This window comes from Micromonospora sp. NPDC007208 (genome assembly GCF_042869175.1).
In the GTDB taxonomy this organism is placed as follows: domain Bacteria; phylum Actinomycetota; class Actinomycetes; order Mycobacteriales; family Micromonosporaceae; genus Micromonospora; species Micromonospora foliorum.
On record NZ_JBIAFG010000015.1, the window covers coordinates 56,926 to 78,512 of the forward strand.

20 protein-coding genes are annotated in these 21,587 nt (G+C 69.8%); 12 read left to right on the forward strand and 8 right to left on the reverse strand.

The window, feature by feature from the left end:
- Nucleotides 1–12 precede the first annotated feature (12 nt).
- From ACFYL6_RS25360 to ACFYL6_RS25370, 3 genes are all read left to right on the forward strand, one after another.
- Nucleotides 13–582: a DM13 domain-containing protein gene (locus tag ACFYL6_RS25360; protein ID WP_387174844.1), complete on the forward strand. Its 570-nt coding sequence runs from the start codon at nucleotides 13–15 to the stop codon at nucleotides 580–582.
- Between the two features lie 266 nt (nucleotides 583–848).
- Nucleotides 849–2,198, forward strand: a complete 1,350-nt coding sequence (locus ACFYL6_RS25365; RefSeq protein WP_387174846.1) for a ricin-type beta-trefoil lectin domain protein — start codon at nucleotides 849–851, stop codon at nucleotides 2,196–2,198.
- A gap of 119 nt (nucleotides 2,199–2,317) precedes the next feature.
- Nucleotides 2,318–3,604 carry a ricin-type beta-trefoil lectin domain protein gene (locus ACFYL6_RS25370; protein ID WP_387175074.1) on the forward strand — a complete coding sequence of 429 codons (1,287 nt, stop codon included), beginning with the start codon at nucleotides 2,318–2,320 and terminating at the stop codon, nucleotides 3,602–3,604.
- 269 nt (nucleotides 3,605–3,873) lie between these two features.
- Here ACFYL6_RS25370 and ACFYL6_RS25375 read toward each other — a convergent pair whose 3' ends face one another.
- The 3 genes from ACFYL6_RS25375 to ACFYL6_RS25385 all read right to left on the reverse strand — a co-directional run bounded on the left by ACFYL6_RS25375 (nucleotide 3,874) and on the right by ACFYL6_RS25385 (nucleotide 5,403).
- Nucleotides 3,874–4,548 (reverse strand): DUF6766 family protein, encoded by a 675-nt coding sequence (locus ACFYL6_RS25375; protein WP_387174848.1) that lies wholly within the window; start codon nucleotides 4,546–4,548, stop codon nucleotides 3,874–3,876.
- Nucleotides 4,549–4,632: 84 nt separating this feature from the next.
- The gene (locus ACFYL6_RS25380; protein WP_387174850.1) at nucleotides 4,633–4,971 is read right to left on the reverse strand and encodes a hypothetical protein; all 339 of its coding nucleotides are present in this window, start codon (nucleotides 4,969–4,971) and stop codon (nucleotides 4,633–4,635) included.
- 111 nt (nucleotides 4,972–5,082) lie between these two features.
- Nucleotides 5,083–5,403, reverse strand: a complete 321-nt coding sequence (locus ACFYL6_RS25385; RefSeq protein ID WP_387174852.1) for an STAS domain-containing protein — start codon at nucleotides 5,401–5,403, stop codon at nucleotides 5,083–5,085.
- A gap of 375 nt (nucleotides 5,404–5,778) precedes the next feature.
- Here ACFYL6_RS25385 and ACFYL6_RS25390 point away from each other — a divergent pair, with 375 nt between their 5' ends.
- The 6 genes from ACFYL6_RS25390 to ACFYL6_RS25415 all read left to right on the forward strand — a co-directional run bounded on the left by ACFYL6_RS25390 (nucleotide 5,779) and on the right by ACFYL6_RS25415 (nucleotide 12,514).
- Nucleotides 5,779–7,572, forward strand: coding sequence for a thiamine pyrophosphate-requiring protein (locus ACFYL6_RS25390; RefSeq protein ID WP_387174854.1), 1,794 nt, complete (start codon nucleotides 5,779–5,781; stop codon nucleotides 7,570–7,572).
- 82 nt (nucleotides 7,573–7,654) lie between these two features.
- Nucleotides 7,655–8,212 carry an HPP family protein gene (locus tag ACFYL6_RS25395; RefSeq protein ID WP_387174856.1) on the forward strand — a complete coding sequence of 186 codons (558 nt, stop codon included), beginning with the start codon at nucleotides 7,655–7,657 and terminating at the stop codon, nucleotides 8,210–8,212.
- Nucleotides 8,181–10,616, forward strand: a complete 2,436-nt coding sequence (locus tag ACFYL6_RS25400) for a molybdopterin oxidoreductase family protein (RefSeq protein ID WP_387174858.1) — start codon at nucleotides 8,181–8,183, stop codon at nucleotides 10,614–10,616. The genes ACFYL6_RS25395 and ACFYL6_RS25400 overlap by 32 nt, the downstream gene beginning before the upstream one ends.
- Nucleotides 10,617–10,619: 3 nt before the next feature.
- Nucleotides 10,620–11,078 (forward strand): hypothetical protein, encoded by a 459-nt coding sequence (locus ACFYL6_RS25405; RefSeq protein ID WP_387174860.1) that lies wholly within the window; start codon nucleotides 10,620–10,622, stop codon nucleotides 11,076–11,078.
- Between the two features lie 201 nt (nucleotides 11,079–11,279).
- Nucleotides 11,280–11,993, forward strand: coding sequence for a GAF and ANTAR domain-containing protein (locus ACFYL6_RS25410; RefSeq protein WP_387174862.1), 714 nt, complete (start codon nucleotides 11,280–11,282; stop codon nucleotides 11,991–11,993).
- Nucleotides 11,994–12,106: 113 nt separating this feature from the next.
- Nucleotides 12,107–12,514, forward strand: a complete 408-nt coding sequence (locus tag ACFYL6_RS25415; RefSeq protein WP_387174864.1) for a four-helix bundle copper-binding protein — start codon at nucleotides 12,107–12,109, stop codon at nucleotides 12,512–12,514.
- A 52-nt stretch (nucleotides 12,515–12,566) separates the two neighbouring features.
- On the opposite strand, the gene ACFYL6_RS25420 is transcribed toward ACFYL6_RS25415, so the two are convergent.
- Both ACFYL6_RS25420 and ACFYL6_RS25425 read right to left on the reverse strand, forming a co-directional pair.
- The gene (locus ACFYL6_RS25420; RefSeq protein WP_387174866.1) at nucleotides 12,567–12,725 is read right to left on the reverse strand and encodes a hypothetical protein; all 159 of its coding nucleotides are present in this window, start codon (nucleotides 12,723–12,725) and stop codon (nucleotides 12,567–12,569) included.
- 423 nt (nucleotides 12,726–13,148) lie between these two features.
- Nucleotides 13,149–13,862, reverse strand: a complete 714-nt coding sequence (locus ACFYL6_RS25425) for a GAF and ANTAR domain-containing protein (protein ID WP_387175076.1) — start codon at nucleotides 13,860–13,862, stop codon at nucleotides 13,149–13,151.
- Nucleotides 13,863–14,260: 398 nt separating this feature from the next.
- Here ACFYL6_RS25425 and ACFYL6_RS25430 point away from each other — a divergent pair, with 398 nt between their 5' ends.
- Nucleotides 14,261–14,977: an ANTAR domain-containing protein gene (locus tag ACFYL6_RS25430; RefSeq protein ID WP_387174868.1), complete on the forward strand. Its 717-nt coding sequence runs from the start codon at nucleotides 14,261–14,263 to the stop codon at nucleotides 14,975–14,977.
- Nucleotides 14,978–15,145: 168 nt separating this feature from the next.
- Here ACFYL6_RS25430 and ACFYL6_RS25435 read toward each other — a convergent pair whose 3' ends face one another.
- Genes ACFYL6_RS25435 through ACFYL6_RS25445 form a run of 3 tightly spaced genes read right to left on the reverse strand, consistent with a single transcriptional unit; the run spans nucleotide 15,146 to nucleotide 18,000 of the window.
- On the reverse strand, nucleotides 15,146–15,511 hold the full coding sequence (locus tag ACFYL6_RS25435; protein WP_387174870.1) for a VOC family protein: 366 nt from the start codon (nucleotides 15,509–15,511) through the stop codon (nucleotides 15,146–15,148).
- A 55-nt stretch (nucleotides 15,512–15,566) separates the two neighbouring features.
- Nucleotides 15,567–17,225, reverse strand: coding sequence for a thiamine pyrophosphate-binding protein (locus ACFYL6_RS25440; RefSeq protein ID WP_387174872.1), 1,659 nt, complete (start codon nucleotides 17,223–17,225; stop codon nucleotides 15,567–15,569).
- Between the two features lie 13 nt (nucleotides 17,226–17,238).
- Nucleotides 17,239–18,000, reverse strand: a complete 762-nt coding sequence (locus tag ACFYL6_RS25445; RefSeq protein WP_387174874.1) for a cyclase family protein — start codon at nucleotides 17,998–18,000, stop codon at nucleotides 17,239–17,241.
- A gap of 181 nt (nucleotides 18,001–18,181) precedes the next feature.
- Here ACFYL6_RS25445 and ACFYL6_RS25450 point away from each other — a divergent pair, with 181 nt between their 5' ends.
- Nucleotides 18,182–20,776 (forward strand): tetratricopeptide repeat protein, encoded by a 2,595-nt coding sequence (locus tag ACFYL6_RS25450; protein WP_387174876.1) that lies wholly within the window; start codon nucleotides 18,182–18,184, stop codon nucleotides 20,774–20,776.
- A 247-nt stretch (nucleotides 20,777–21,023) separates the two neighbouring features.
- The gene (locus ACFYL6_RS25455; protein WP_387174878.1) at nucleotides 21,024–21,500 is read left to right on the forward strand and encodes a hypothetical protein; all 477 of its coding nucleotides are present in this window, start codon (nucleotides 21,024–21,026) and stop codon (nucleotides 21,498–21,500) included.
- Nucleotides 21,501–21,587: the final 87 nt, after the last annotated feature.

Below are 21,587 nucleotides of genomic sequence, written 5' to 3' on the forward strand. Positions count from 1 at the left end.
TACGCTGCGGAGGTGGGAAAGAGCATCTTCCGGTCACCGGTGGCCCGGGCCGGCCTCGCCGCTGCCGTCGTCGTGGCGATGCTGGCCCTCTACTGGTTCCAACCGTGGAAGCTGTTCACCGACACCTACGTCGACGAAGCGATTCCCGGCGCAGGAACGGCGTCGGCCACCCCGACCCCGGCGTCCGCGAGCCCGACGCCCGCGACCTCGGCACCCGCCTCGGCGGTGAACGAGATCCTGGCTGCCGGTGAGTTCGTCACCCATGAGCACCGGACGACCGGCAGTGCCGAGATCCACCGGCTCGCCGACGGACGCCACCAGCTCGTCATCCGGGACCTGGACACGTCGAACGGTCCGGACCTGCGGGTGTGGCTGACCGACCAGCCGGTCATCCGGGGTACGGCCGGCTGGCGGGTGTTCGACGACGGCGAATGGGTCGAGCTGGCGAAGCTCAAGGGCAACAGGGGCAACCAGGTGTACGAGCTACCGGCATCGGTGGACCCACGCGATTTCCGGAGCGTCTCCATCTGGTGCAAGCGATTCGCGGTCTCCTTCGGCGCGGCCGATCTCACGGGCGCCTGACCGGGCCGTCCCGCAACCTGCCGGACACAGCATTGACATCTGTCACTGTGCGATCTAGCGTCGGGGCGAATCGATTCGACGCCGAGCCGGGTGCCCCGGCACCGTCCGGCGATCGGTCGCGTGGTGTTCGGGCGCACGTGTGACCACCATCGATTCGACGACCGACTGGTCCCGCGTGGGCGGCGAGACCAGCGACGGGAACCCGTGTCGATGAGCCGGCCGGGCGCCGTTGTCACCAGTTCGTGCCGAGTGGCGGGAGCCCCTTCATGACAAGACGTAGACCCATCCTTGGATTGCTCGCGACGGCGGCGGCCGTCGTCGTGACCGTGAGCGCGGCGGCACTGGCCGGTGGCTTGAGCACCACCGCGTCGGCCGCGAACGTCGGAGCGGCCGCGGCGACCGCCGGGTGTGGCAAGGCGCCCACGTTGACCAGCGGCCAACGGTCCATCCAGAGCAGCGGCCAGAACCGCAGTTTCATCCTGAGGATCCCTGACAACTACGACCGGAACCACGCCTACCGGCTGATCTTCGGATTCCACTGGAACGGCGGCACCGCCAACGACGTCGACGGCGGTGGGTCCGACGGGGCCGCCTGGTCCTACTACGGGCTGCGGCAGCAGGCGAACAACAGCACCATCTTCGTGGCCCCCCAGGGCAACGGCAACGGCTGGGCCAACCCAGGCGGCCAGGACGTCACCTTCGTCGACGACATGATCAGGGTGATCGAGGCAGACCTCTGTGTCGAGACCACGCAACGGTTCGCGCTCGGCTTCAGCTACGGCGGTGGCATGAGCTATTCGCTGGCCTGTTCCCGGCCAAGTGTCTTCCGCGCTGTCGCGGTCTACTCCGGCGGGCAGCTCAGCGGGTGCAGCGGCGGCACCCAGCCGGTCGCGTACATGGGCATTCACGGCATCGGGGATCCGGTGCTCAACGTCTCCGCCGGACGCTCCCTGCGTGACACGTTCGTGCGGAACAACGGGTGCACCGCACAGAACCCGCCCGAGCCGAGGGCGGGCAGCCTGACCCACATCACCACCACCTACTCGGGCTGCCGGTCCGGCTATCCGGTGGTCTGGGCCGCCTTCGACGGCGGGCACACCCCCGGTCCGGTGGACGGCGGCGGGGACAGCGGAGCCCGGACCTGGACCAAGGGCGAGGTGTGGAGATTCTTCACCCAGTTCGGTAGCACCGACCCCACGACGCCGCCACCGACCACCCCGCCGCCGAGCGGCACCTCGCCCCTGCGCAGCACGTCCTCCGGACGGTGCCTGGACGTCAACGGCGCCTCGCAGGCCAACGGCACGGCGGCGATCATCTGGGACTGCCACGGCCAGAGCAACCAGAGCTGGACCTCGACCGCCGCCCAGGAGCTGCGCGTCTTCGGCGGCAAGTGCCTTGACGTCAACGGCGCCGGCACCGCGAACGGCAGCTCGGTGATCATCTGGGACTGCAACGGCCAGTCCAACCAGAAATGGCGGCTCAACACCGACGGCTCGATCACCGGGGTTGGTTCGAACCGGTGTCTGGACATGGTCGGCAACGGCACGGCCAACGGCACGCGCATCCAGATCTCGGACTGCACCGGCGCGGCCAACCAACGATGGAGCCGAAGCTGAGCCCGGCGACGTTCCCGGGAGGTCATCGGTCGGTCTTGCTGTCCACTCACACACAAGGAGGCTCAACCGTGCCACTTCGCAAACTGTCCGCCCCCTGGCTGGGGGCAGCCATGGCGGTCATGGTCCTGATCGCCGTCGCAACGTACGTCGTCACGACCGTCGCACCGGCGGCGGCGGCCACCACTGCCGGCTGCGGCAAGGCGCCTGGGCTGAACAGCGGCACGCACACCATCCAGAGCAGCGGGAAGAGCCGCAGCTTCATCCTTCGGCTGCCGGACAACTACAACAACACCTACGCCCACCGGCTGGCCTTCGGGTTCCACTGGTTGGGAGGCACCGCCAGCCAGGTCGCTTCAGGCGGCACCGACGGAGCCCCGTGGGCCTATTACGGCATGCTCTCCCAGTCGAACAACACCACGATCTTCGTCGCCCCGCAGGGCCTCAACAACGGCTGGGGCAACTCCAACGGTGAGGACGTCACCTTCACCGACGACATGATCCGCATGATCGACAACGCTCTCTGCGTCGACACCACCCAACGGTTCTCGGTCGGGTTCAGCTACGGCGGCGCGATGAGCTACTCGTTGGCGTGTTCCCGGCCGACGGTGTTCCGGGCGGTCGCGGCAATCGCGGCACCGGGGGCGATCAGCGGATGCAGCGGCGGCACCCAGCCCGTGGCGTACCTGGGGATTCACGGCATCAACGACAACATCCAGAGTGGGCGGTCGCTGCGTGACAGGTTCGTCCGGAACAACGGTTGTGCCGCACAGAGCCCGCCCGAGCCGAGGGCTGGCAGCCTGACCCACATCACCACGGCGTACTCCTGCCAGCCCGGATACCCGGTGGTCTGGGCCGCCTTCGACGGCGGCCACCAGCAGGGTCCGGTGGACGGGTGCGCCGGCTGTGAGAGCGGCGCGCGGAGCTGGGTCAAGCAGGAGGTGTGGCGGTTCTTCACCCAGTTCGGCTCGGACGTGCCGCCCACCACTCCCCCGCCGACGACCCCGCCGACCGGCCAGCAGAACGTGCTGATCGCGGGCAGCCAATCCGGCCGGTGCGTCGACATCCCGAACTCCAGCACCAGCAACGGCGCCCGCCCGCAACTGTGGGACTGCCACGGTGGCACCAACCAGCGCTGGACCCATACCGCCAATCGCACCCTGACCGTCTACGGCAACAAGTGCCTGGACGCCAGCGGGGCGGGCAGCAGCAACGGCACGGCAGTCCTCATCTGGGACTGCAACGGCCAAGCCAACCAACAGTGGAACCTCAACTCCAACGGCACCATCACCAGCGCCCAATCGGGGCTGTGCCTCGATGCCGTCGGTTCCGGCACGGCCAACGGGACGCAACTGCACCTCTGGGCCTGCCACGGCGGCGCCAACCAGCAGTGGAGCACGCGCACCTAGTCCCGCACCGCACCAGGCGACGCACCTGATGTCGGAGACGCGCCGCTCGGGCCCTGTCCCGGGCGGCGCTCGCCGTCAGGCGGTGAGGGCGGCGCAGACCGAGACGTGCGCGGTGACGATCCGCCAGCCGACGGGCGGGGAATGACCCGCTCGGCCGGGAACGGACGTCGCCAGGGGCCGGGCGGGGCGACGAGGTACGTCCGAAGCGGCCGCCGGCAAGGGTCGATGGCATCGCCTACACGGGTGCCGGCCGTCGAGGTAGGTGCCGGTCAACCCTCGACCCCCGTCGCGGTGTGGGCCGCACCTACCGGTTTCGACTGCGACGACCCGCGCTGCCGCAGGTAGATCGACAAGACCACCATCGACGTGACGGCCAGCAGTTCCGACTGCCAGTTCTGCAGGGTGCGGTTCCAGAAGTCGGGTTGCAGCAGGTACTGCCCCCACGACACGGGATCCTGGAGGTTGCCGAGCTGCTCCTCGTTGTACGCGGCGACCCCGGTGATCGACTGGGCCAGCCACGACAGCGCGAAGATCGTACCCATGACCAGGCCCAGCGAGTGGGAGAACAGCGCCTGCCGTGCCCCACCGATGCCTGCCCACGCAGGTGAGGTGTCGGTGGCGTGGGCGCCGACCATCTGGTCCTCGTCCGATTCGCGCCCAACTTTGTCGAGTTTCTTGGACTCCGGTGAGCCCTTCTGCAGCAGCCAGACGGTCAGGAAGATGTACAGGAAGAACTGCAGATACTCCGACTGCCAGTTCTCCGTGACGTCCACTGCGAAACTCGCCGACGTGACGTACCGGCCGAGCGACACAGGTGCCAGACCCTCGCTGAGCTGTCGCTGGTTGAAGTCGCCGTGCCCGGCGAACGCCTGACCGACCAGTGAGAGGAGGAACAGCAGGCCGAAGACCAGGCCGAGGGAGTTGTCGCGGAGAAACCTCTTCACCGGTGCAGCACCCCCAGGGCGCTGAAGTAGACCAGGCCGGCAGCGACCACGAGCAGCAGCAACACGAACTGGATCCGCACTGGCTCAGCCTCCCTGGAGCACACAGTCGTAGGGCTTCTCACCCCGGGCGGTGCAGCCGGCGGCGACCACGCGCCAGCCGCCGGGGAAGACCGCGAGGAAGACCGTGTCGCCGCTGAGCCGCACCTGCGCCCACTGGCCGTACACCTCGCTGGCCGACACCCTGCCCGGTTTGGGTAGGTCTTCGGCGAGGATCGCCTCCACGCATGGTTTGTCCGCCGACTGTTCGAGCTCGGCGAGGGTGTCGGGTGCCAGCAACGCGCAGGCCGCAGGCGCGTCCGTCTCGGCGACGGCGGTCAGCATCCGCACGGCGACGGCAGCCGCCGCATTGCCGCGGTCGGTCACCGAACTACAGGCTGCCACGGTCACCAGAACCAGAGCGGCACCCACTGCCGCACCTGCACCCCTCATGCCGGGCTACTCCCCCCGATCGGCGCTTCCCAATCGAAAAAGGGATCACCGACTCGCGTGGGCCGCCGGGATGTCCAGCTCTATCCCGGCGCTGGTCACCGCCAGCAGATAGGTGACGCACGGAGCGGCGGCCTGCAGAGCCAACGTGACCTCGGCAGCCTCGGCCGCGCGCTGGGTTCGCAGCAGGGCGCTGATGCCGTGGGCGCTGAAGAAGGTCACCCGGGAAAGATCAAGCGCCAAGCGTACGGGTCGCCGGGTGATCACGTGTTCGGCCAGCTCGCTGATGAGATGGGCGGTGCTCATGTCCACCTCGCCGGAAACGACGATCAGTGGTGCGTGCCGGTCGTTGTGCAGGTCCAGCGTCATGATCGGTTTGGCGGGCTGAGCATCGTGCCGAATGAGTTGAGCGTCGTGCCGAGGGGGTTGGGCGCGGTGCCGAGTGGATTGCGCGTGGTGCCGAGTGGGCTGTTCGAGGATGGACATGACGCCCTCCCGATCTGGTGCATCGGTGAGTCGGACCCTCCCGCGGCGACGAGGCGCGGGCGGCGGACCTGGGCGCATGTCTTGACCCGCGAACCACCCTACCCAGCATTCCGCCGCTGACACCATTCGAGCGGTGGCGAGTCCCGAGCCGGCACCGATCGTGCGGATCCCCGAAGAGGTGCTGCCCGTCCGGTTCGTTCCGCCGGCCTGGGGGTAGGGCCATCTGCTGGAAGGGCGGTCGGAGGCGAGGAGGCGACGGTGGCGGACGCGACGGTGGCGGACCTGGTGGTGGCCCGATTGGCCGACTGGGGCGTGGACCGGGTCTTCGGCTACTCCGGGGACGGTATCGATGGGGTGATGGGAGCGTTGCGTCGCGCCGGCCGGCCGGAGTTCGTGCAGGCCCGGCACGAGGAGACGGCGGCGTTCATGGCGTGCGGGCACGCCAAGTACACCGGTGGGCTGGGGGTGTGTCTGTCGACCCAGGGACCGGGCGCTGTGCATCTGCTCAACGGCCTCTACGACGCCCGGCTGGACTCCCAGCCGGTGCTCGCCCTGGTCGGTCAGCAGGTGACGTCAGTGCTGGGTAGCGGCTACCAGCAGGAGATCGACCTGGTACGCCTCTACGGCGATGTGTGCGCACAGTTCGTGCAGACCGCGTACACCCCGGAACAGCTGCCGATGCTGCTCGACCGGGCGATCCGCACCGCCCTGGCGACCCGGAGCCCGACCTGTGTGATCCTGCCGCACGACGTGCAGACCGCCCCGGCCCCGGACCTCGGCGCACAGGAGCACGGGATCATGGTGACCAACCCCGGGTTGCCGGTTCCGGAGCTGCGGCCCCGCGCCGGTGATCTGCGGGCAGCCGCGGACCTGCTCGACGCCGGGGAGCGGGTGGCGATCCTGGTGGGGCAGGGTGCCCGGGCCGCCGCCGGCGAGGTGGTCGAGCTGGCCGAGGCGCTGGGCGCCGGCGTGACCGCGTCGCTGCTGGGCAAGCCGGTGTTGGACGAGTCGCTGCCCTTTCACACCGGCGTGATGGGCCACCTGGGCAGCACCGCAAGCAGCATGCTGATGAACGAGTGCGACACCCTGCTGATTGTCGGCAGCAACGATCCCTGGTCGGAGTTCTACCCCGCGCCGGGGCAGGCCCGGGCCGTGCAGATCGACATCGACGGCCGGCGCCTGGGCATGCGCTACCCCGTGGAGGTGCCACTGCTCGGCGACGCCGCCGAGACCATCCGGGCGCTGCTGCCGCTGCTCACCGAGCGGTCCGACCGGAGTTGGCGTCAGCGCGTCGAGGGCGAGGTGACCCGCTGGCGGGACATCGCCCGACAGCGGGCGACCGCCACGGCCGAGCCGGTCAACCCGCAGTACGTCCTGCACGCCCTCACCGACCGGCTCCCCGCAGACGCGCAGGTGGCAGTGGATGTCGGGTCGGTGACCTACTGGTACGCGCGGCACCTGCGGCTACCCGTCGGTGTGGACGCGCACCTGTCCAGCACCCTGGCCTCGATGGGTTCGGCGCTGCCGTACGGGCTGGCCGCGAAACTCGCCGCCCCGCACCGACCGGTGGTGGCACTGGCCGGGGACGGTGCGATGCAGATGAACGGGCTGGCCGAGTTGCTCACCGTCGCACACCGCTGGCGGGACTGGGCGGACCCCCGGTTCGTGGTGCTGGTGCTGCACAACCGCGACTTGGCCGAGGTGAGCTGGGAGCAGCGGGAGATGGAGGGCGATCCCCGCTTCGTCGACTCCCAGCGCCTGCCCGACGCGCCGTACGCCCGGTGGGCCGAGTTGCTGGGTCTGCGCGGCGCCCGGGTCACCAGTCCAGCCGAGGTCGACACCGCGTGGGACGAGGCCCTGTCGGCGGACCGGCCGACGCTGATCGAGGCGATCGTGGACCCGGCGATCCCACTGCTCCCGCCCGCGCAGCCCTACGAGAAGGTCGCCACGATGTACGAGGCGCTCGGTCGGGAGAACACCGACCTGGGCCGGCGGGCGCTGGCGCACCTGCGCCGCGAACGGGCCACCGAAGGCTTCGACGATCCGCGGTGACCTCGGGCAGGCATGACGAACAAGATTCGGGAGAAGTATTTCCGAGCAGGCGCGGAGCGGCACGAGTGGCAGGGGGAACGTGATGGGTCGAGCGGGGCGCTCCGCGCACGCCTTCGCGGGCGGCGCGCTGGCGGTGGTGCTCGCCGGGCTGGTCGCACTCGTCACTCACCAGCCGTGGCTGTTTCCCAGTCTGGGGCCGGCGGTGATGTTGCACGTGGAGAAGCCGGGATCTCCCGAGTCGTCGCCGCGCAACACGTTCATCGGGCACGGGGTGGCCCTGCTGGCCGGGTACCTGTTCCTGGTGGTCTGCGGGCTCGCCGACGAACCCTCGGCGCTCCAGGAGGGGGTGACCGGGATGAGGATCGTGGCGGTGGCCGGGTCGCTGGCGGTGACCGCATCGGTGCTGGTGCTGCTGAAGGCGTCCCACGCCCCCGCGGGTGCGACCACACTGATCGTGAGCCTGGGCCTGCTCCGCACCCCGACCCAGTTGCTCGTCGCGGCCGGCGCGGTGGTGCTGGTCACTGTCGTGGACTGGCTGTACGGACAGGTGTCGGGCCGGCCGATGCCGCTGTGGGCGGCGGCAGCGCCTTCGTCGGAAGGAGAACATCGTGGTGGACCGGATCGCCGACCCGTGGGGTGAGCGGACCCCGTACGGGCCGGGGCAGGAGTGGCCGGTGCGGGTGGACCGGTACCTGGCCGACGGCCGGTCCGATGCCGACGTGGACCGGTGGGTGCAGTCGGCGTCGGTGCTGCACTCCAACGGCGACGCGCTGGACATCGGCGTCGCCGACGGGCGGATCGTCGGGGTGCGCGGTCGGGCCGTGGACCGGATCAACCGGGGTCGGGTCGACCCGAAGGACCTGTACGGCTGGCAGGCCAATCACAGCTCGGACCGGTTGACCCGACCGCTGGTACGCGACGGCGGTCGCCTGGTCGAGTCGGACTGGGACACCGCGATGGGCCGGATCGTGGCCCGGTCGAAGGAACTCCTCGACGGGCCGGGTGGGTGGGGACACTTCGGCTTCTACACCACCGGGCAACTGTTCCTGGAGGAGTACTACACGCTGGGTGTGATCGGTAAGGCCGGTCTGGGCACGCCGCACATGGACGGCAACACCAGGCTGTGCACGGCCACCGCGGCGGCGGCGATGAAGGCGAGTTTCGGCACCGACGGGCAACCCGGCTCGTACACCGATGTGGACCACTGCGACGCGATCGCGCTGTGGGGTCACAACGTCGCGGAGACGCAGACGGTGCTGTGGATGCGGATGCTGGACCGACGCCGTGGCCCCAACCCGCCGGCGATGCTGGCGGTGGACCCGCGCGCCACCCCGGTCGCCCGGGAGGCCGATCTGCACCTGGCGGTGCGAAACGGCACCAACGTGGCCCTGATGAACGGCCTGCTCCGGGAGATCATCCGGCGCGGCTGGTACGACCACGACTACGTCGACGCACACACAGTCGGTTTCGACGAGCTGTGCCGGATCGTCGACGGCTACCCGCCGCGGCGGGTAGCCGCCATCTGCGACGTACCGGCCGCCGACGTGGAGCGCGCCGCCGAGTTGCTCGGCACCTCGCAGCGGTTGCTGTCGACCGTGTTGCAGGGCTTCTACCAGTCGAACCAGGCCACCGCCGCCGCGTGTGCCGTCAACAACCTGCACCTGGTTCGCGGCATGATCGGCCGGCCCGGCGCCGGGATCTACCAGATGAACGGCCAGCCCACCGCCCAGAACACCCGGGAGACCGGCGCCGACGGCGACCTGCCCGGCCTGCGCAACTGGGCGAACACCGCCCACATCGAGGAGTTGGCCCGACTGTGGAACGTGGACGTGGACACCATCCCGCACTGGGCGCCACCGACACACGCCATGCAGATCTTCCGGTACGCCGAGCAGGGCTCGATCAAACTGCTGTGGATCTCCGCCACCAACCCGGCCGTCTCGCTGCCGGAGCTGCACCGGATCCGGCAGATCCTGAGCATGCCGGAGCTGTTCGTGGTGGTCCAGGATCTCTTCCTCACCGAGACCGCCGAGCTGGCCGATGTCGTGCTGCCCGCCGCCACCTGGGGCGAGAAGACCGGCACGTTCACAAGTGTCGACCGGACCGTGCACATCTCCGACAAGGCTGTCGACCCGCCCGGGGAGGCCCGCCCGGACCTGGACATCTTCCTCGACTACGCCCGCCGGATGGACTTCCGTGACCGCGACGGCCAGCCGCTGATCGACTGGAGCGGACCGGAGGAGGTGTTCGAGGCGTGGAAGGAGTGTTCGCGGGGCCGGCCATGTGACTACACCGGCATCACCTACGAGAAGCTGCGCGCCGGTTCCGGCATCCAGTGGCCCTGCACCGACGAGCACCCCGACGGCACCGAGCGTCTCTACACCGACGGACACTTCCACACCGACCCCGACTACTGCGAGACGTACGGCCAGGACCTGGCCACCGGTGCGGAGTTCACCGAGGCGGAATACCGGGCCAAGGAACCGGGCGGGCGGGCGTTCCTGCACAGCGTCGACTACCAACCCTCCCCAGAGGTGCCCGACGAGGAGCATCCGCTGCTCCTCACCACCGGTCGCACCGTCTACCAGTTCCACACCCGCACCAAGACCGGCCGCGCCCCGCAACTCAACCAGGCGGCACCGGACGTGTGGGTGGAGCTCAACCCCGCCGACGCGGCCCGGCTCGGCATCGTCGAGGGCGACCTGGTCGGCGTCTCCTCGGCGCGCGGCGCCATCCAGGCCCGCGCCCGGCTCTGCGGCATCCGCCCCGGCGTCGTCTTCCTGCCCTTCCACTACGGCTACTTCGACCAGGACCCCGCCGACCGCACTCCACGGGCGGCGAACGAGCTGACCGTCACCGCCTGGGACCCGGTCTCCAAGCAGCCCCTCTTCAAGGTCGCGGCCGTCGCGGTGACGAAACTCGCCGGCGGGCGGGGCGTACCCTCGCCGGCGCCGACGGTCGGCGGCAGCGCACCACCGGCGGACGCCGACGTGCCGCCCACCGTTGGTGGGCCGTCGGCCGAGGCCACCAGCGGGAAGGAGTGAGCCGTGCACCTCGCCCACTACCTCGGTCTCCTGCACCGCGCGCAGGTCAACCTGGCCGACGCGTTCCGGCAGGTCGCCGACGCGCACGCCGAGGAACCCGACATCGAGCACCTCTGCCAGCAGCAGGCGCTGCGCTGCGACGCCTACGCCGAACAGCTGCGCCCGTTCGTGGCCCGCTACTCCGAGGACGCCCCCGACGAACCCGACCGGTTGCACTCGCAACTGTTCACCGGCACCCGCACCGGCGGCATCGGCCTGCTACGGGACCTCCAGGACCTCTACCTGATGGCTGCCGAGTGCGACATCACCTGGACCGTCGTCGGCCAGGCCGCCTACGGTGTCCGCGACGAGGAGCTGCTCGCGGTCGTGCGGCGTTGCGAAGGAGAAACGGCGACCCAGCTCAAGTGGCTGCGTACCCGGATGAAGGCCGCCGCGCCCCAGGCGCTCCTCGTCGCCGACTGACAGCCCGAGTATTCTGACGGGCCTGTAGTTCACGTCCGCGTACCGGATGTGGCGAATCGGCGTCGAGCAACCGGCGTTGGTCCCGGCACCGCCCAGTGGGGGTCCGTGCAGCGGTCCGCGACACGCGGGCTGCCATCCGCGTGCCCACCATTCCGACCTCTGGTTCCTCGACGGGCGCGCCGGCTGTGAGGACCTGGTGCCGTGACCTACTCGCCGACGGACCCCGCCGACGCCTTCGCCGAACTCGGCCGGATAAAGCTCGGTGAGACCAGCCTCGACGACGTTCTGCAGCGCGTCGCGGAACTGGCCAAACGGGTGCTGCCCGTGCCGGTCGAGGTGTCGGTCACGCTGGTTCGCGGCGGGACCGGGCACACCGCGGCGTTCACCGACGAGCTGGCTCTCGACATGGACGAGCGCCAGTACGCCCAGGGAAGCGGTCCGTGTCTGGACGCGGCCACCAGCGGCGCCATCCTCGCCGTACCGGATCTTGCAGCCGAGGATCGTTGGCCCGACTGGGCGGAGCGTGGCCGCAAGGCGGGAGTCGGCAGTTCCGTGTCGATCGGCATGCCGATCCAGGAGGCGGTCGTCGGCGGGCTCAACGTCTATGCCCGCACACCGCACGCCTTCGACGACGACACGGTCGCCGTGCTGGAGACCTTCGCCGCGTACGCCGCCGTCGCCCTGGCCAACGCCCAGCTCTACGAGAGCACCGCGAACCTCGCCCGGCAGATGCAGGACGCGATGGCCAGCCGGGCGGTGATCGAGCAGGCGAAGGGCATCATCATGGTTGAGCGCCGGTGCACCTCGAACGAAGCCTTCAGCATCCTGGCGAAGGTGTCGCAGGACTCCAACCGCAAGCTCCGCGATGTGGCGCAGGCCCTGGTGGACAGGGCAGCCGGAACATCTGGGCGTTGAACCGGCACGGCAACCCGTACCCGCTGCTCCTGCCGCCGTGCCGCCCGCGTCCACCCGGTGTGTCCGGGGACGCTTCGGGTAGGGCACCAGGAACCGAGAGGGAGGGCTTCCTGATGCCGAGCACCACCATGCCCATGCTGGAGACGTACCCCAAATCGATCAACCTGGACCGCGCGAAGCTGGCGGCGGCGATCGACGCGCTCAACGACTGCGCCCAGGCCTGCACCGCGTGCGCGGACGCCTGCCTGAGCGAGGACATGGTCGCCGAGCTGACCAAGTGCATCCGCACCGACCTGGACTGCGCCGACATCTGCACCACCACCGCTCGGGTGCTGTCGCGACACACCGGCTACGACGCGAACATCAGCCGCAGTCTGCTGGAGGCGTGTGCCACCGCCTGCAAGGGGTGTGGGGACGAGTGCGCCGCGCACGCCGACAAGCACGAGCACTGCCGGGTCTGCGCCGAGGCGTGCCGGGCGTGCGAGCGGGCCTGCCGGGACCTGTTGGCAACCATGAGGTGAGACAGGCGGGGCGGTGCCGGCGACCGAGGGCCTGCCGGCACCGACCGCCGGGTCAGCGCTCGGCCTGGCGCTTCGCCATCTGGGGCTGCTCGCCCCGGCCGACCTTACGCAGCGCGTCGCGCAGCTGCTCCTCGGTCATCTTGGAGTTGCCCTCGATCTTCGCGTCGTGGGCCTGCTGGCGAAGATCGTGCAGCCGTTCCCGGTCACCCATGTCGGCCTCCCGTCGGTGGCGCGGGCTGACCCGCGCGTCGTTGTCACCCGAGCGCCTTCCCGACGACAGGAGGCGCAAACGGCGTCCGCCGGCGGCCAGTTCCTGGATTCGGACGTTTCCGCCCTGAGCGTGAACCCTGGCCCGCTACTCCTCCGGGACGCGCGGCCCGACCTCGCCTTGCCTCAGGTGCTCCGCGTTGCGGTCGGCCTCGCTGTCGGCGTGCGCGGCCCCGGAGCCCGGATCCGTCGTTCGGCGCCCCTCGGCGTCCTGATACACCGCCCCGGTTTCGAGGGCTCTTTCCTGCTGACTCTGCTCAGGCGTAGTCATGAATTCCCCCTACCCTCCGGCTCCACCAGCAAACGGTGCTGCCGTTGGTCGAAGACGGCAGGCATTCCCCATATCGGGTGCACCGTCAACTGTCTGCTACGGCTGTGGGCGGCGCGCGTTCTCGACGATGGCCGAGGCGACGTCGCGCACTTTGCGGTTGGCGTCCTGCGACAGTTTGCTCAGGATGGCGAAGGCCTGCTCGGGGGTGCAACGGCGCTCGCCCATGATGATGCCCTTGGCCTGTTCGATGACGGCGCGGCTCTCCATCGCTTTCTGCATGTGCCCGGCAAGGGTGGCCTGGGTTTCGTACAGGTGGGCGTTGGCCAGGCCGACGGCGGCGAACCCGGCGAACGTCTGCGCGATCGCGATCGCGTCGTCGTCGAAGGCGTTCGGTGTGGTGGCGTAGATGTTCAGCGCGCCGGTGACGTGCTCGTGCACGGGCAGCCCGACCGACAGGGAGCTGTGCGCGCCGGCCTGGGCGGCGGCGTGGGCCCAGCCGGGCCACCGCTGCTCGCTGCCGGTGTCCGGCACCATCAGGCTGGAGGTGCTCTCGGCGGCTTGCAGACAAGGGCCGTAGCCACGTTCGTACTGCTTCTCGTCCAGGACGCGGGCGAGTTCGCCGGTGAAGGCCGCGGTCTGCGGCTTGTTGCCGTGTAGCAGGGTGACACTGACCTCACTGGCGCCGGGGATCGTGCGCTTGGCCAGCTCCGCGATCCTGTCCAGCAGGGCGTCGAGGTCAACGTCGGCGAGTCGGATACGGCCGAGCTCGGCGAACGCCTGGTGCGGGTCCATGGGTTCGACGTGCGTCATCGAGGCGTCCTTAACGAGGGCGCGTACCCTCCGGGGTGGGTTGCGCGGATCGCTGCAGGACTCCTGATCCGGAGTCCGGGATCCGCGCCGCTTTTTGACGCTGGTCTCGACGACGCCCATCGAAGGCACCGTGCCACAGGCCTCCAGCCTACCCGTACCGGAACGTCGGCTGTCATCCACGTCCCGCGGCATGCCGCCCCTCGCGACGATCGACGATCAGCGGCGGTTCCCGAAGGCGCGTACGCTCGGGGTCTGTAGTCGACGCCCGCAACCGTCGACCGAACCAGCGTCAAGAAGCGGCGTAGGTCTAGGACTCCCTCGGAGCAGGGGCCTGCAGCGACCTACGCACGCCGGCCCCGCCGAGGGCACCGGTGATGTGCCTTTCTAAGGACGCGCTCTTGACGTACAACCAGCCCATGCAGCCCAGCGACGCCTTCGCGCAACTCGGGCGGATCAAGCCCCGCGAGATGAGCCTTCGCGACATGTTCCAACGCGTCGTCGACCTCGCCGGAGCCAGCATCCCAGGGGTCACCGAGGCATCCGTCACCGTGGTGCGGGGCACCGACGCGCACACCCCGGCGTGTACCGGCGGCCTCGCTCTGACCCTCGACGAGTCGCAGTACACGCTGGGCGAAGGCCCCTGCCTGCAGGCCGCACGCGCTACCAGCATCGAGTCCGTAAGCGACATGGCAACCGAAAGCCGGTGGCCGAGCTGGACCGCAGGTGCGGTGCGGGCAGGAGCCCGTAGCTCCCTGTCCATCGGGCTGCCGGCCCACGCCTCAGGCGGCGGGGCGCTCAACCTCTACGCCAGCGACCCCCACGTCTTCGACGCCGACGCCGTCGCCCTGGCGCAGGCCTTCGCCAGCTATGCCACTCTCGCCATGGCCAACGACCACCTCAACGACGTCCAGGTGACCCTCTCGCAACACGTGGTCGCCGCCATGGCCGGTGAAGCTGTCATCGAACAGGCCAAAGGAATCATCATGGGCGAGCGGCGCTGCACTCCCGACCAGGCCTTCGCCGGCCTGACGACCATGGCGCACGACACCAACCGCAGCATCCGCGAGGTCGCCCAAGCCATGGTGGAGCGCACCGCAGAGACCGCCGGAAAGTAGCCCACCTGGAACCCTTGGATTGACGGGCAGGATCAACTATTGGTCGTGCTTAATCTCCGCGGCTTGGGGAAGTTTGGCGACGATGCCACAGCCGCTGCAGCGGCGGGCATCCCGCGGCCGCCGGTCGAAAAGCCGGCCGGCGGCCACACGCGGGACCGGGCACCGGTATCAAGCGATGCAGAACTCGTTGCCCTCGGGATCACGCATGACGACGTGCCCGAGGACGTCGCCGTACCACTCCTCGCGGACCACCGTCGCGCCGGCGGCAACCAGGTCGGGCACCTTCTGCCGGATCAACTGGGCGCGCTCGGTCATGTCCCCGGAGCCCGGACCGGCCACCCGGATGTCGATGTGCATGCGGTTCTTGGCGGACTTTCCCTCGGGGACCTTGAGGAAGGCAATGGCAGGACCACGACCGTCCGGGTCGACTATGGACGCGTTGTCGGGCTCGTCGAAACCGGGCTCCCTGACATAGCCGAGGGCCAACGCCCAGAAGGCGGCGATCCGCTGGGGATCCTCAGCATCACATCCCAAGGTCCAAAGAGTGGCCACCGCGCCAACGTACGTCAGCTGGCATGGCGGTGGTGGCTCAGTGGCCACGGAACGCCTCCTCCAACCACCATGAGCCGCGCGCGGCGCTGACCTTGGCGTCGATCACCATGGGCCGGGTACGGGGACCGGCGAGCCAGTGGCGTACCGGCGCGAGATCGTCGACGGTCCGGACGGTCAACCCGTCGCAGCCGTAACCGCGGGCGATCGCGGCCAGGTCGGTCTCGGGGAAGGTGACCGTCTCCAACGGGTACCCGTCCGGGCCGAAGTGGTGCACCTCGGCGCCATACGCCGCGTCGTCGTAGATCACCACGACCAGGGGTAGCGCCAGCCGGACGGCGGTGACCAGTTCGGTCGCGGACATGACGAAGCCGCCGTCGCCAACCGCCGCGACGGTGAGCCGGTCCGGCCGGGCGACCGCCGCGCCGAGCGCACTGGCCAGGCCGAGCCCGACCGACTGGAACGCCTGGGTGAAACAGAACCCGGCCACGTCCGGCACGTCGAGCCACATCGACGGGTAGCCCATGAAGTTGCCCGAGTCGACCACCACCGTCCGGTTCGGCGGCAGCAGGTCGTCCAGGGCGGCCGAGAGCGTCCTCGGGTCGATCGTCGCCGGAGCGCCGGCCCCCGCCGACGTACTCTCGTCTGCATACGGGACGGTCCGCCACCGGCCGTGGTCGCGAATCCGTAGCGCCAGCTCCGGCGAACGCCACTCCCCGGCCCCAGCGTCCACGGGGCCGGTGGCGCCGACGCCCAGCCGACCGAGCACCGCCTCGGCGACCGCCGCCACCTCGCCGGCCACCGCCAGGTCGACCGGGCGGTTCACCCCGAACGCGGCCGGGTCGTGGTCCACCTGGACGACGACGGCGGAGGGCGGGATCAGTTCGCCGTGCCGGGTGGTCCACATGTTCAGCGTGCTGCCCCACGCGACGACCAGGTCCGCCGCGCCGATCAACTCGGCGGCGAGCGGGGTGGCGAAGCCGCCGGCGACGTCGAGGTTCCACGGGTTCCCGGCGAACAGTCCTTTCGCCGCGGCCGAGACCGCGAGCAGCGCCCCGCACGCGTCGGCGAGCCGGGTCAGTGGTTCCCGGGCCGCCCGGGCACCGCGACCCGCGATGAAGACCGGTCGACGTGCGGTCTGGAGCGCGGCCAGCAACGGCTCGACCTGCGGGGCGGTGACCGGGGTCGGCGCGACCGCGGGGAACGGGCCGGACCACGGTTCGGTCCCGGCCTGCTGAACCTCCAACGGAAGACCCAGCACCACAGTCGCGCCCCGGGCGGCGGCCCGGTACGCCGTGCCCGCGTCCTCGGCCGCGTGCGTCGCGCGTACCCGATGGAAATCGGCCCCGACCGCGGCGGCGAGCGCCGGCAGGTCGAGGAAGAAGTTCGACCGCGGCGCGGTCACCTCCGGGGCCAGGACCACCATCGGGGTACGGCTCTTCGCGGCCTCGGTGAGGCCGGTCAGCGCGTTGGTGACACCCGGACCCTGGTGCACCGAGAGCAGTCCCACCGTCCCGGCGGTGCGGGCGTACCCGTCCGCCATGCTCGCCGCGCCACCCTCGTGGGCCGCCGCCACGAACCGGGCGCCGGCGGCGACAAGCGCGTTGGTGACATGGAAGTTGCCGCTGCCGACCACCCCGAAGACGTGCCGCGCGCCGTGTCCGTACAGAACCCGCCCGACCACCTCGGCTACCCGCATCGGTGGCCCGGTCCTACCGTTCGACAAGCGCGAGGACCCGGCACGGGCTACCGGACCCGGAGACGATCGGCAGGGGCCCGGCGATCACCACCGCGCCGGTCGCCGGCAACTGCGCCAGGTTACGGAGCTGCGTCAGGCCGTACTTGTCCTGGCCGAGCAGGAACGAGTGGCACGGGAACGGCGGGTCGAACGAGTGCGCGGCGCCCGCGTCGGTCCCGACCGTCTCCACCCCGACGCCCTGGATCGGCGACTCCTCGGCCAGCCAGCGGGCGCACTCGACGGAGATGCCCGGGGTACGCCCGGCGTGGGCGTATTGCTCCGGGTCGTCGCCGTACGCGTCCCAGCCGGTGCGGTAGAGCAGCCAGCCACCAGCGGGAAGGGCGCCATGTTCCGCCTCCCACGCCTTGATGTGCTCGACCTCGAGCAGGAAGTCCGGATTGTCGGCGGCGTCGGCGGCGTGGTCGATCACCACCGCCGGGGCGATCAACTGGTCCACCGGGACCTGCGACACGTCCGCGCCCTGCTGTCCGGTGACCCAGTGCACCGGGGCGTCGAAGTGGGTACCGGTGTGCTCGCCGGTGGAGAAGTTGTTCCAGTACCAGGCCGGACCGCGGTCGTCGTACCGGCTGATCTCGCTGAGCCGGAACGGCCAGGTCTGGCCGAACTGCTCGGGCAGACCCAGGATCGGAGTCTGGTCCGAGAGCGGAGCGGTGAGGTCGACAACCTGGATCCGGCCGCTGGAAAGAGCGGCGACAAACTCCTGCAGCACCGTCATGCGGCGACGGTACACCCCGTCTTTGCTCCACGATGGACTCTCGAACCGCGTGTGTCAGCGGCGCTGCCCACCCCGCGGTGCCCGGGACCGGCCAGACGGGCTCGGGCGGGCCGAACATCTAACCGTAGCGACGTGCATTGGTAAGGTGCGGTCTGTGTCGACACCGCAACCTCCTGGTGCGGTGCGGACCGCAGCTGAGTTCGTCGCCCGGCTGCGCGCACTGAAGTCCGCGTCTGGGCTCTCGTACCGGACGCTGGAACGGAAGGCCCGGCGTGCCGGTGATCAGTTGCCGGCCAGCACCATCGCGAGCGCGCTCAACCGGCTCTCGCTGCCGTCCGAGGAAATTGTGGCCGCCCTGGTGCGGGCGTGCGGTAGCGACCCAGCGGTAGTGCAGGAATGGATCGACGCACGCCGTGCGCTGGTCCAGTGCGATCAACCGTCGGCGGCAGGGGTCGTACCCGGACCGGCTCCGGACCCGTCGGGTGCACCGCCGGGTTCCGAGGAATACGTCAGGCACCGCCTGGACGGCTCAGCCGGACGGCAGAGCGCCCCCTTCCTGCTACCACCGGTGGTGTCGCCGTTTGTGGGACGGGACGACGAGGTGGCCGAGGCCCTCCGGCTGCTCGACCCGGATGCCCCGGCCCCGGTAACCCTGCTGGTGACGGGACCGGCTGGGGTCGGCAAGACGGCACTCGCGGTACGTCTCGGGCACCTGCTCGCCCCCCGGTTCCCGGATGGCCAGCTCTACATCGATCTACAGGGCTTCGGCGATGATCCAGCCGATCCCTTCACGGTCCTGGAAGCTTTCCTCCGTGCGGTCGGCGTACGAAGCAGCGCGATGCCCCCCGACCTGACCAGCAGGATCCACCTCTACCGCACCTTGCTGGCGCAGCGCGAGATGCTCATCATCCTGGACAACGCGTTGACGACACGGCAGGTCAGCAATCTGCTGCCGAGCGGCAGACGGTGCGCCGCAATCGTCACCAGCCGGAGCACGCTCGCGGATCTGAGCAGCCGGCGCCTACCGCTGAACATCCTCGACTCCACGGCAGGGCTCGCGTTGCTGCGCGAAATGTTGGGTCGGGGCCGCACCACCGCCGAGTCCGAGGCGGCCCGGTTCATCGTGGAGACCTGCGGCGGCCTGCCCCTCGCGGTGTGGGTGGCCGGAGCCCGCCTCGCCTCCCGACCGCACTGGCCGCTGGCCAAGGTCGCCCGAGCGCTCGCCGACGAGCAGCGCAGACTCGACGAGTTGGCCGTCGGCGACGTTGCCGTACGGGCCAGCCTCGAACTGACCTACCGAGGAATGTCCGCACCGGCACAGCAGTCCTTGCAACTGCTCAGCCTGCTGCCCGGACCGGACTTCGCCGGATGGGCCCTGGCCGCGCTGCTGGACACCAGCCTGCCCCACGCGGAGGCCATTCTCGATGACCTGGTCGAGGTACATCTGGCCGAGGTCGGTCCCATCGGCGCCACCGGTATCCGCTACGGGCTGCACGACCTGGTGCGGCTACTCGGTCGGGAGAGGGCGGAACGGGAGATCTCGCGGGAGATCCGGACGGCGGCGCTCGGCCGGCTTGTCGGTGCCAGCGTGTACCTCGCCGACCTTGCCGCCAACATCCTCAGCGCCGACTTCCACGGCATCACGCAGAACGAACTGATGTCCTGGCGGCTGCCAGCCTCGGACGCCGATCAGCTTCTCGTCGACCCAGTGGTCTGGTTCAACGACGAACGCAGGTTCCTCATCGCGGTGATCCAGCAGGCGCTGGACGCCACCGAGGTCGCGCCCGCCGCCGGGCTGGCCACTTCGTTGACGACGTTCTTCCAGGTCGGCACCCATTTCGGTGACTGGGAACGACTCCAGGGCCGGGCACTCAAAGCGGCCCTGCACTCGGGTGATCGTCGCAGCGCCGCCAAACTTCACCGCTGCCTGGGCGAACTCACCACCATCCTCGATCGCTACCCGGAGGCGCTGTATCACTTCGAGCAGGCCCTCCTGCTCGCCGACGGCCTGGGCCCCGCCTACCGGGCCAGCGCGACGGCCGGGCTGGCGTACGTCCACCGGCTGCTCGGCCAGTACGCGACAGCGGTGCGGCACTTCGAGCAAGCCGCCGCACTCGCCCGCGCGACAGGCAACATCAACTGCCTCGTCTACGCGACCAACGGCATCGGCGTCATCGACCTCGAGCAGGGCCGAATCGAGGCCGCCAGGACCCGGTTCGAGGAATGCCTACGGTTGAGCCGAACCGCCAACTACCGCCCCGGCGAAGCGCAGGCCTTGCGGGCCCTGGGACAGGCTCACCGATTGCTCGGTGACTATCCGGTCGCCTCCACCTGTTTCCGGCAGGCCGTCTCGATCAGCGAAGACCTCGGGGACAGGCTCACCGCCACACACGCGACCTGTTGGCTCGGAGACCTGTTGGTACGACAGGGTGCACACGCGGAAGGACGCCGATTACTAGCGCGAAGCCTCTGGACCTACCGCGAGTTCGGCAACCTGTGGGGTGAGGCTGCGGTGCTGAACGCGCTCGCGGCCGCACAACTCGCGGCCGGCCGGCCGACCCTGGCCCGACGCCGAGCCGAGTCCGCCGTCAAGCTTTGGCGGCAGGTCGGCTCCCCGACCTGGCTGGCTGCCGGCCTCGACACCCTGGCCGAAGCACACCGTATGGCTGGAGACATCGTGCTTGCCAACCGGATTCGGGACGAGGCAACGGTTACGCGGACAACCCCCGAGGACACCGGCCCCGTCCCAGGTCCGCCCGCCATCGCGAGTTGGTGAGCTTTCCCGCCAGCGGACCAGGCAGCCGCGACGCCGGCCGCGCAGGTATCGGCGGCCCGGCCAGCGCATACGAACGTGTACGAACAGCGGACGCCCGCCGACCGTACAGGTTCGTACAGATCCGTACGCCCAGCGACCACTGACGATCCCTCCCACCGTGCTCGAATCATTCCCGTCGACCTATCGGCACTCAGGCCGACATTCGGATGGATCGATCGGGTGCCGACACACTACGGGAGGAACAACAATGGGCCGAAAGCTACGAAGCGTTGTGGCCACGTTGCTCACCACAGCCGTCGCCGTCGTCGCTACCGCAACTCCGGCTGCCGCCGCCGATGGGAAGCAGCTCGCCACCGACGAGATCGGCCCCGGCCCGCTCGTGGACTGGGTCTGCACGAACAGCAGCGCCAACGCCTATGCGTGCTTCGCCCCACACGGGGAGTGGTTCCGTATCGAGGACACCTGGGAGGACGGCTATCCCGTCGTCATCGACTGGCGGTTCTTCGACGACGAGGTGAGCCCAAACGGGGCGATCGTACGACAGGGACGAATCTGGCACACCGCCGGCTATTACGGCGGCCACCGCTACATGAACAAGTCGTTCCCCGAGAGCCAGCCGGGCGTCACCCTCAAGTCCGTGGTGTTCCGCGCCTGCTCGGGTAACTACCCGAGCAACAGCATCTCCTCTGCGAGCTGCTCCGAATGGGTCAGCGTGGGCACCTGATCAGCACCTGATGGTGGCCCGTGTTGCGATGACACGGGCCACCACGCTTTCCGCTCAGGCACCACTCTAAGGGGGCCCAATTATGGC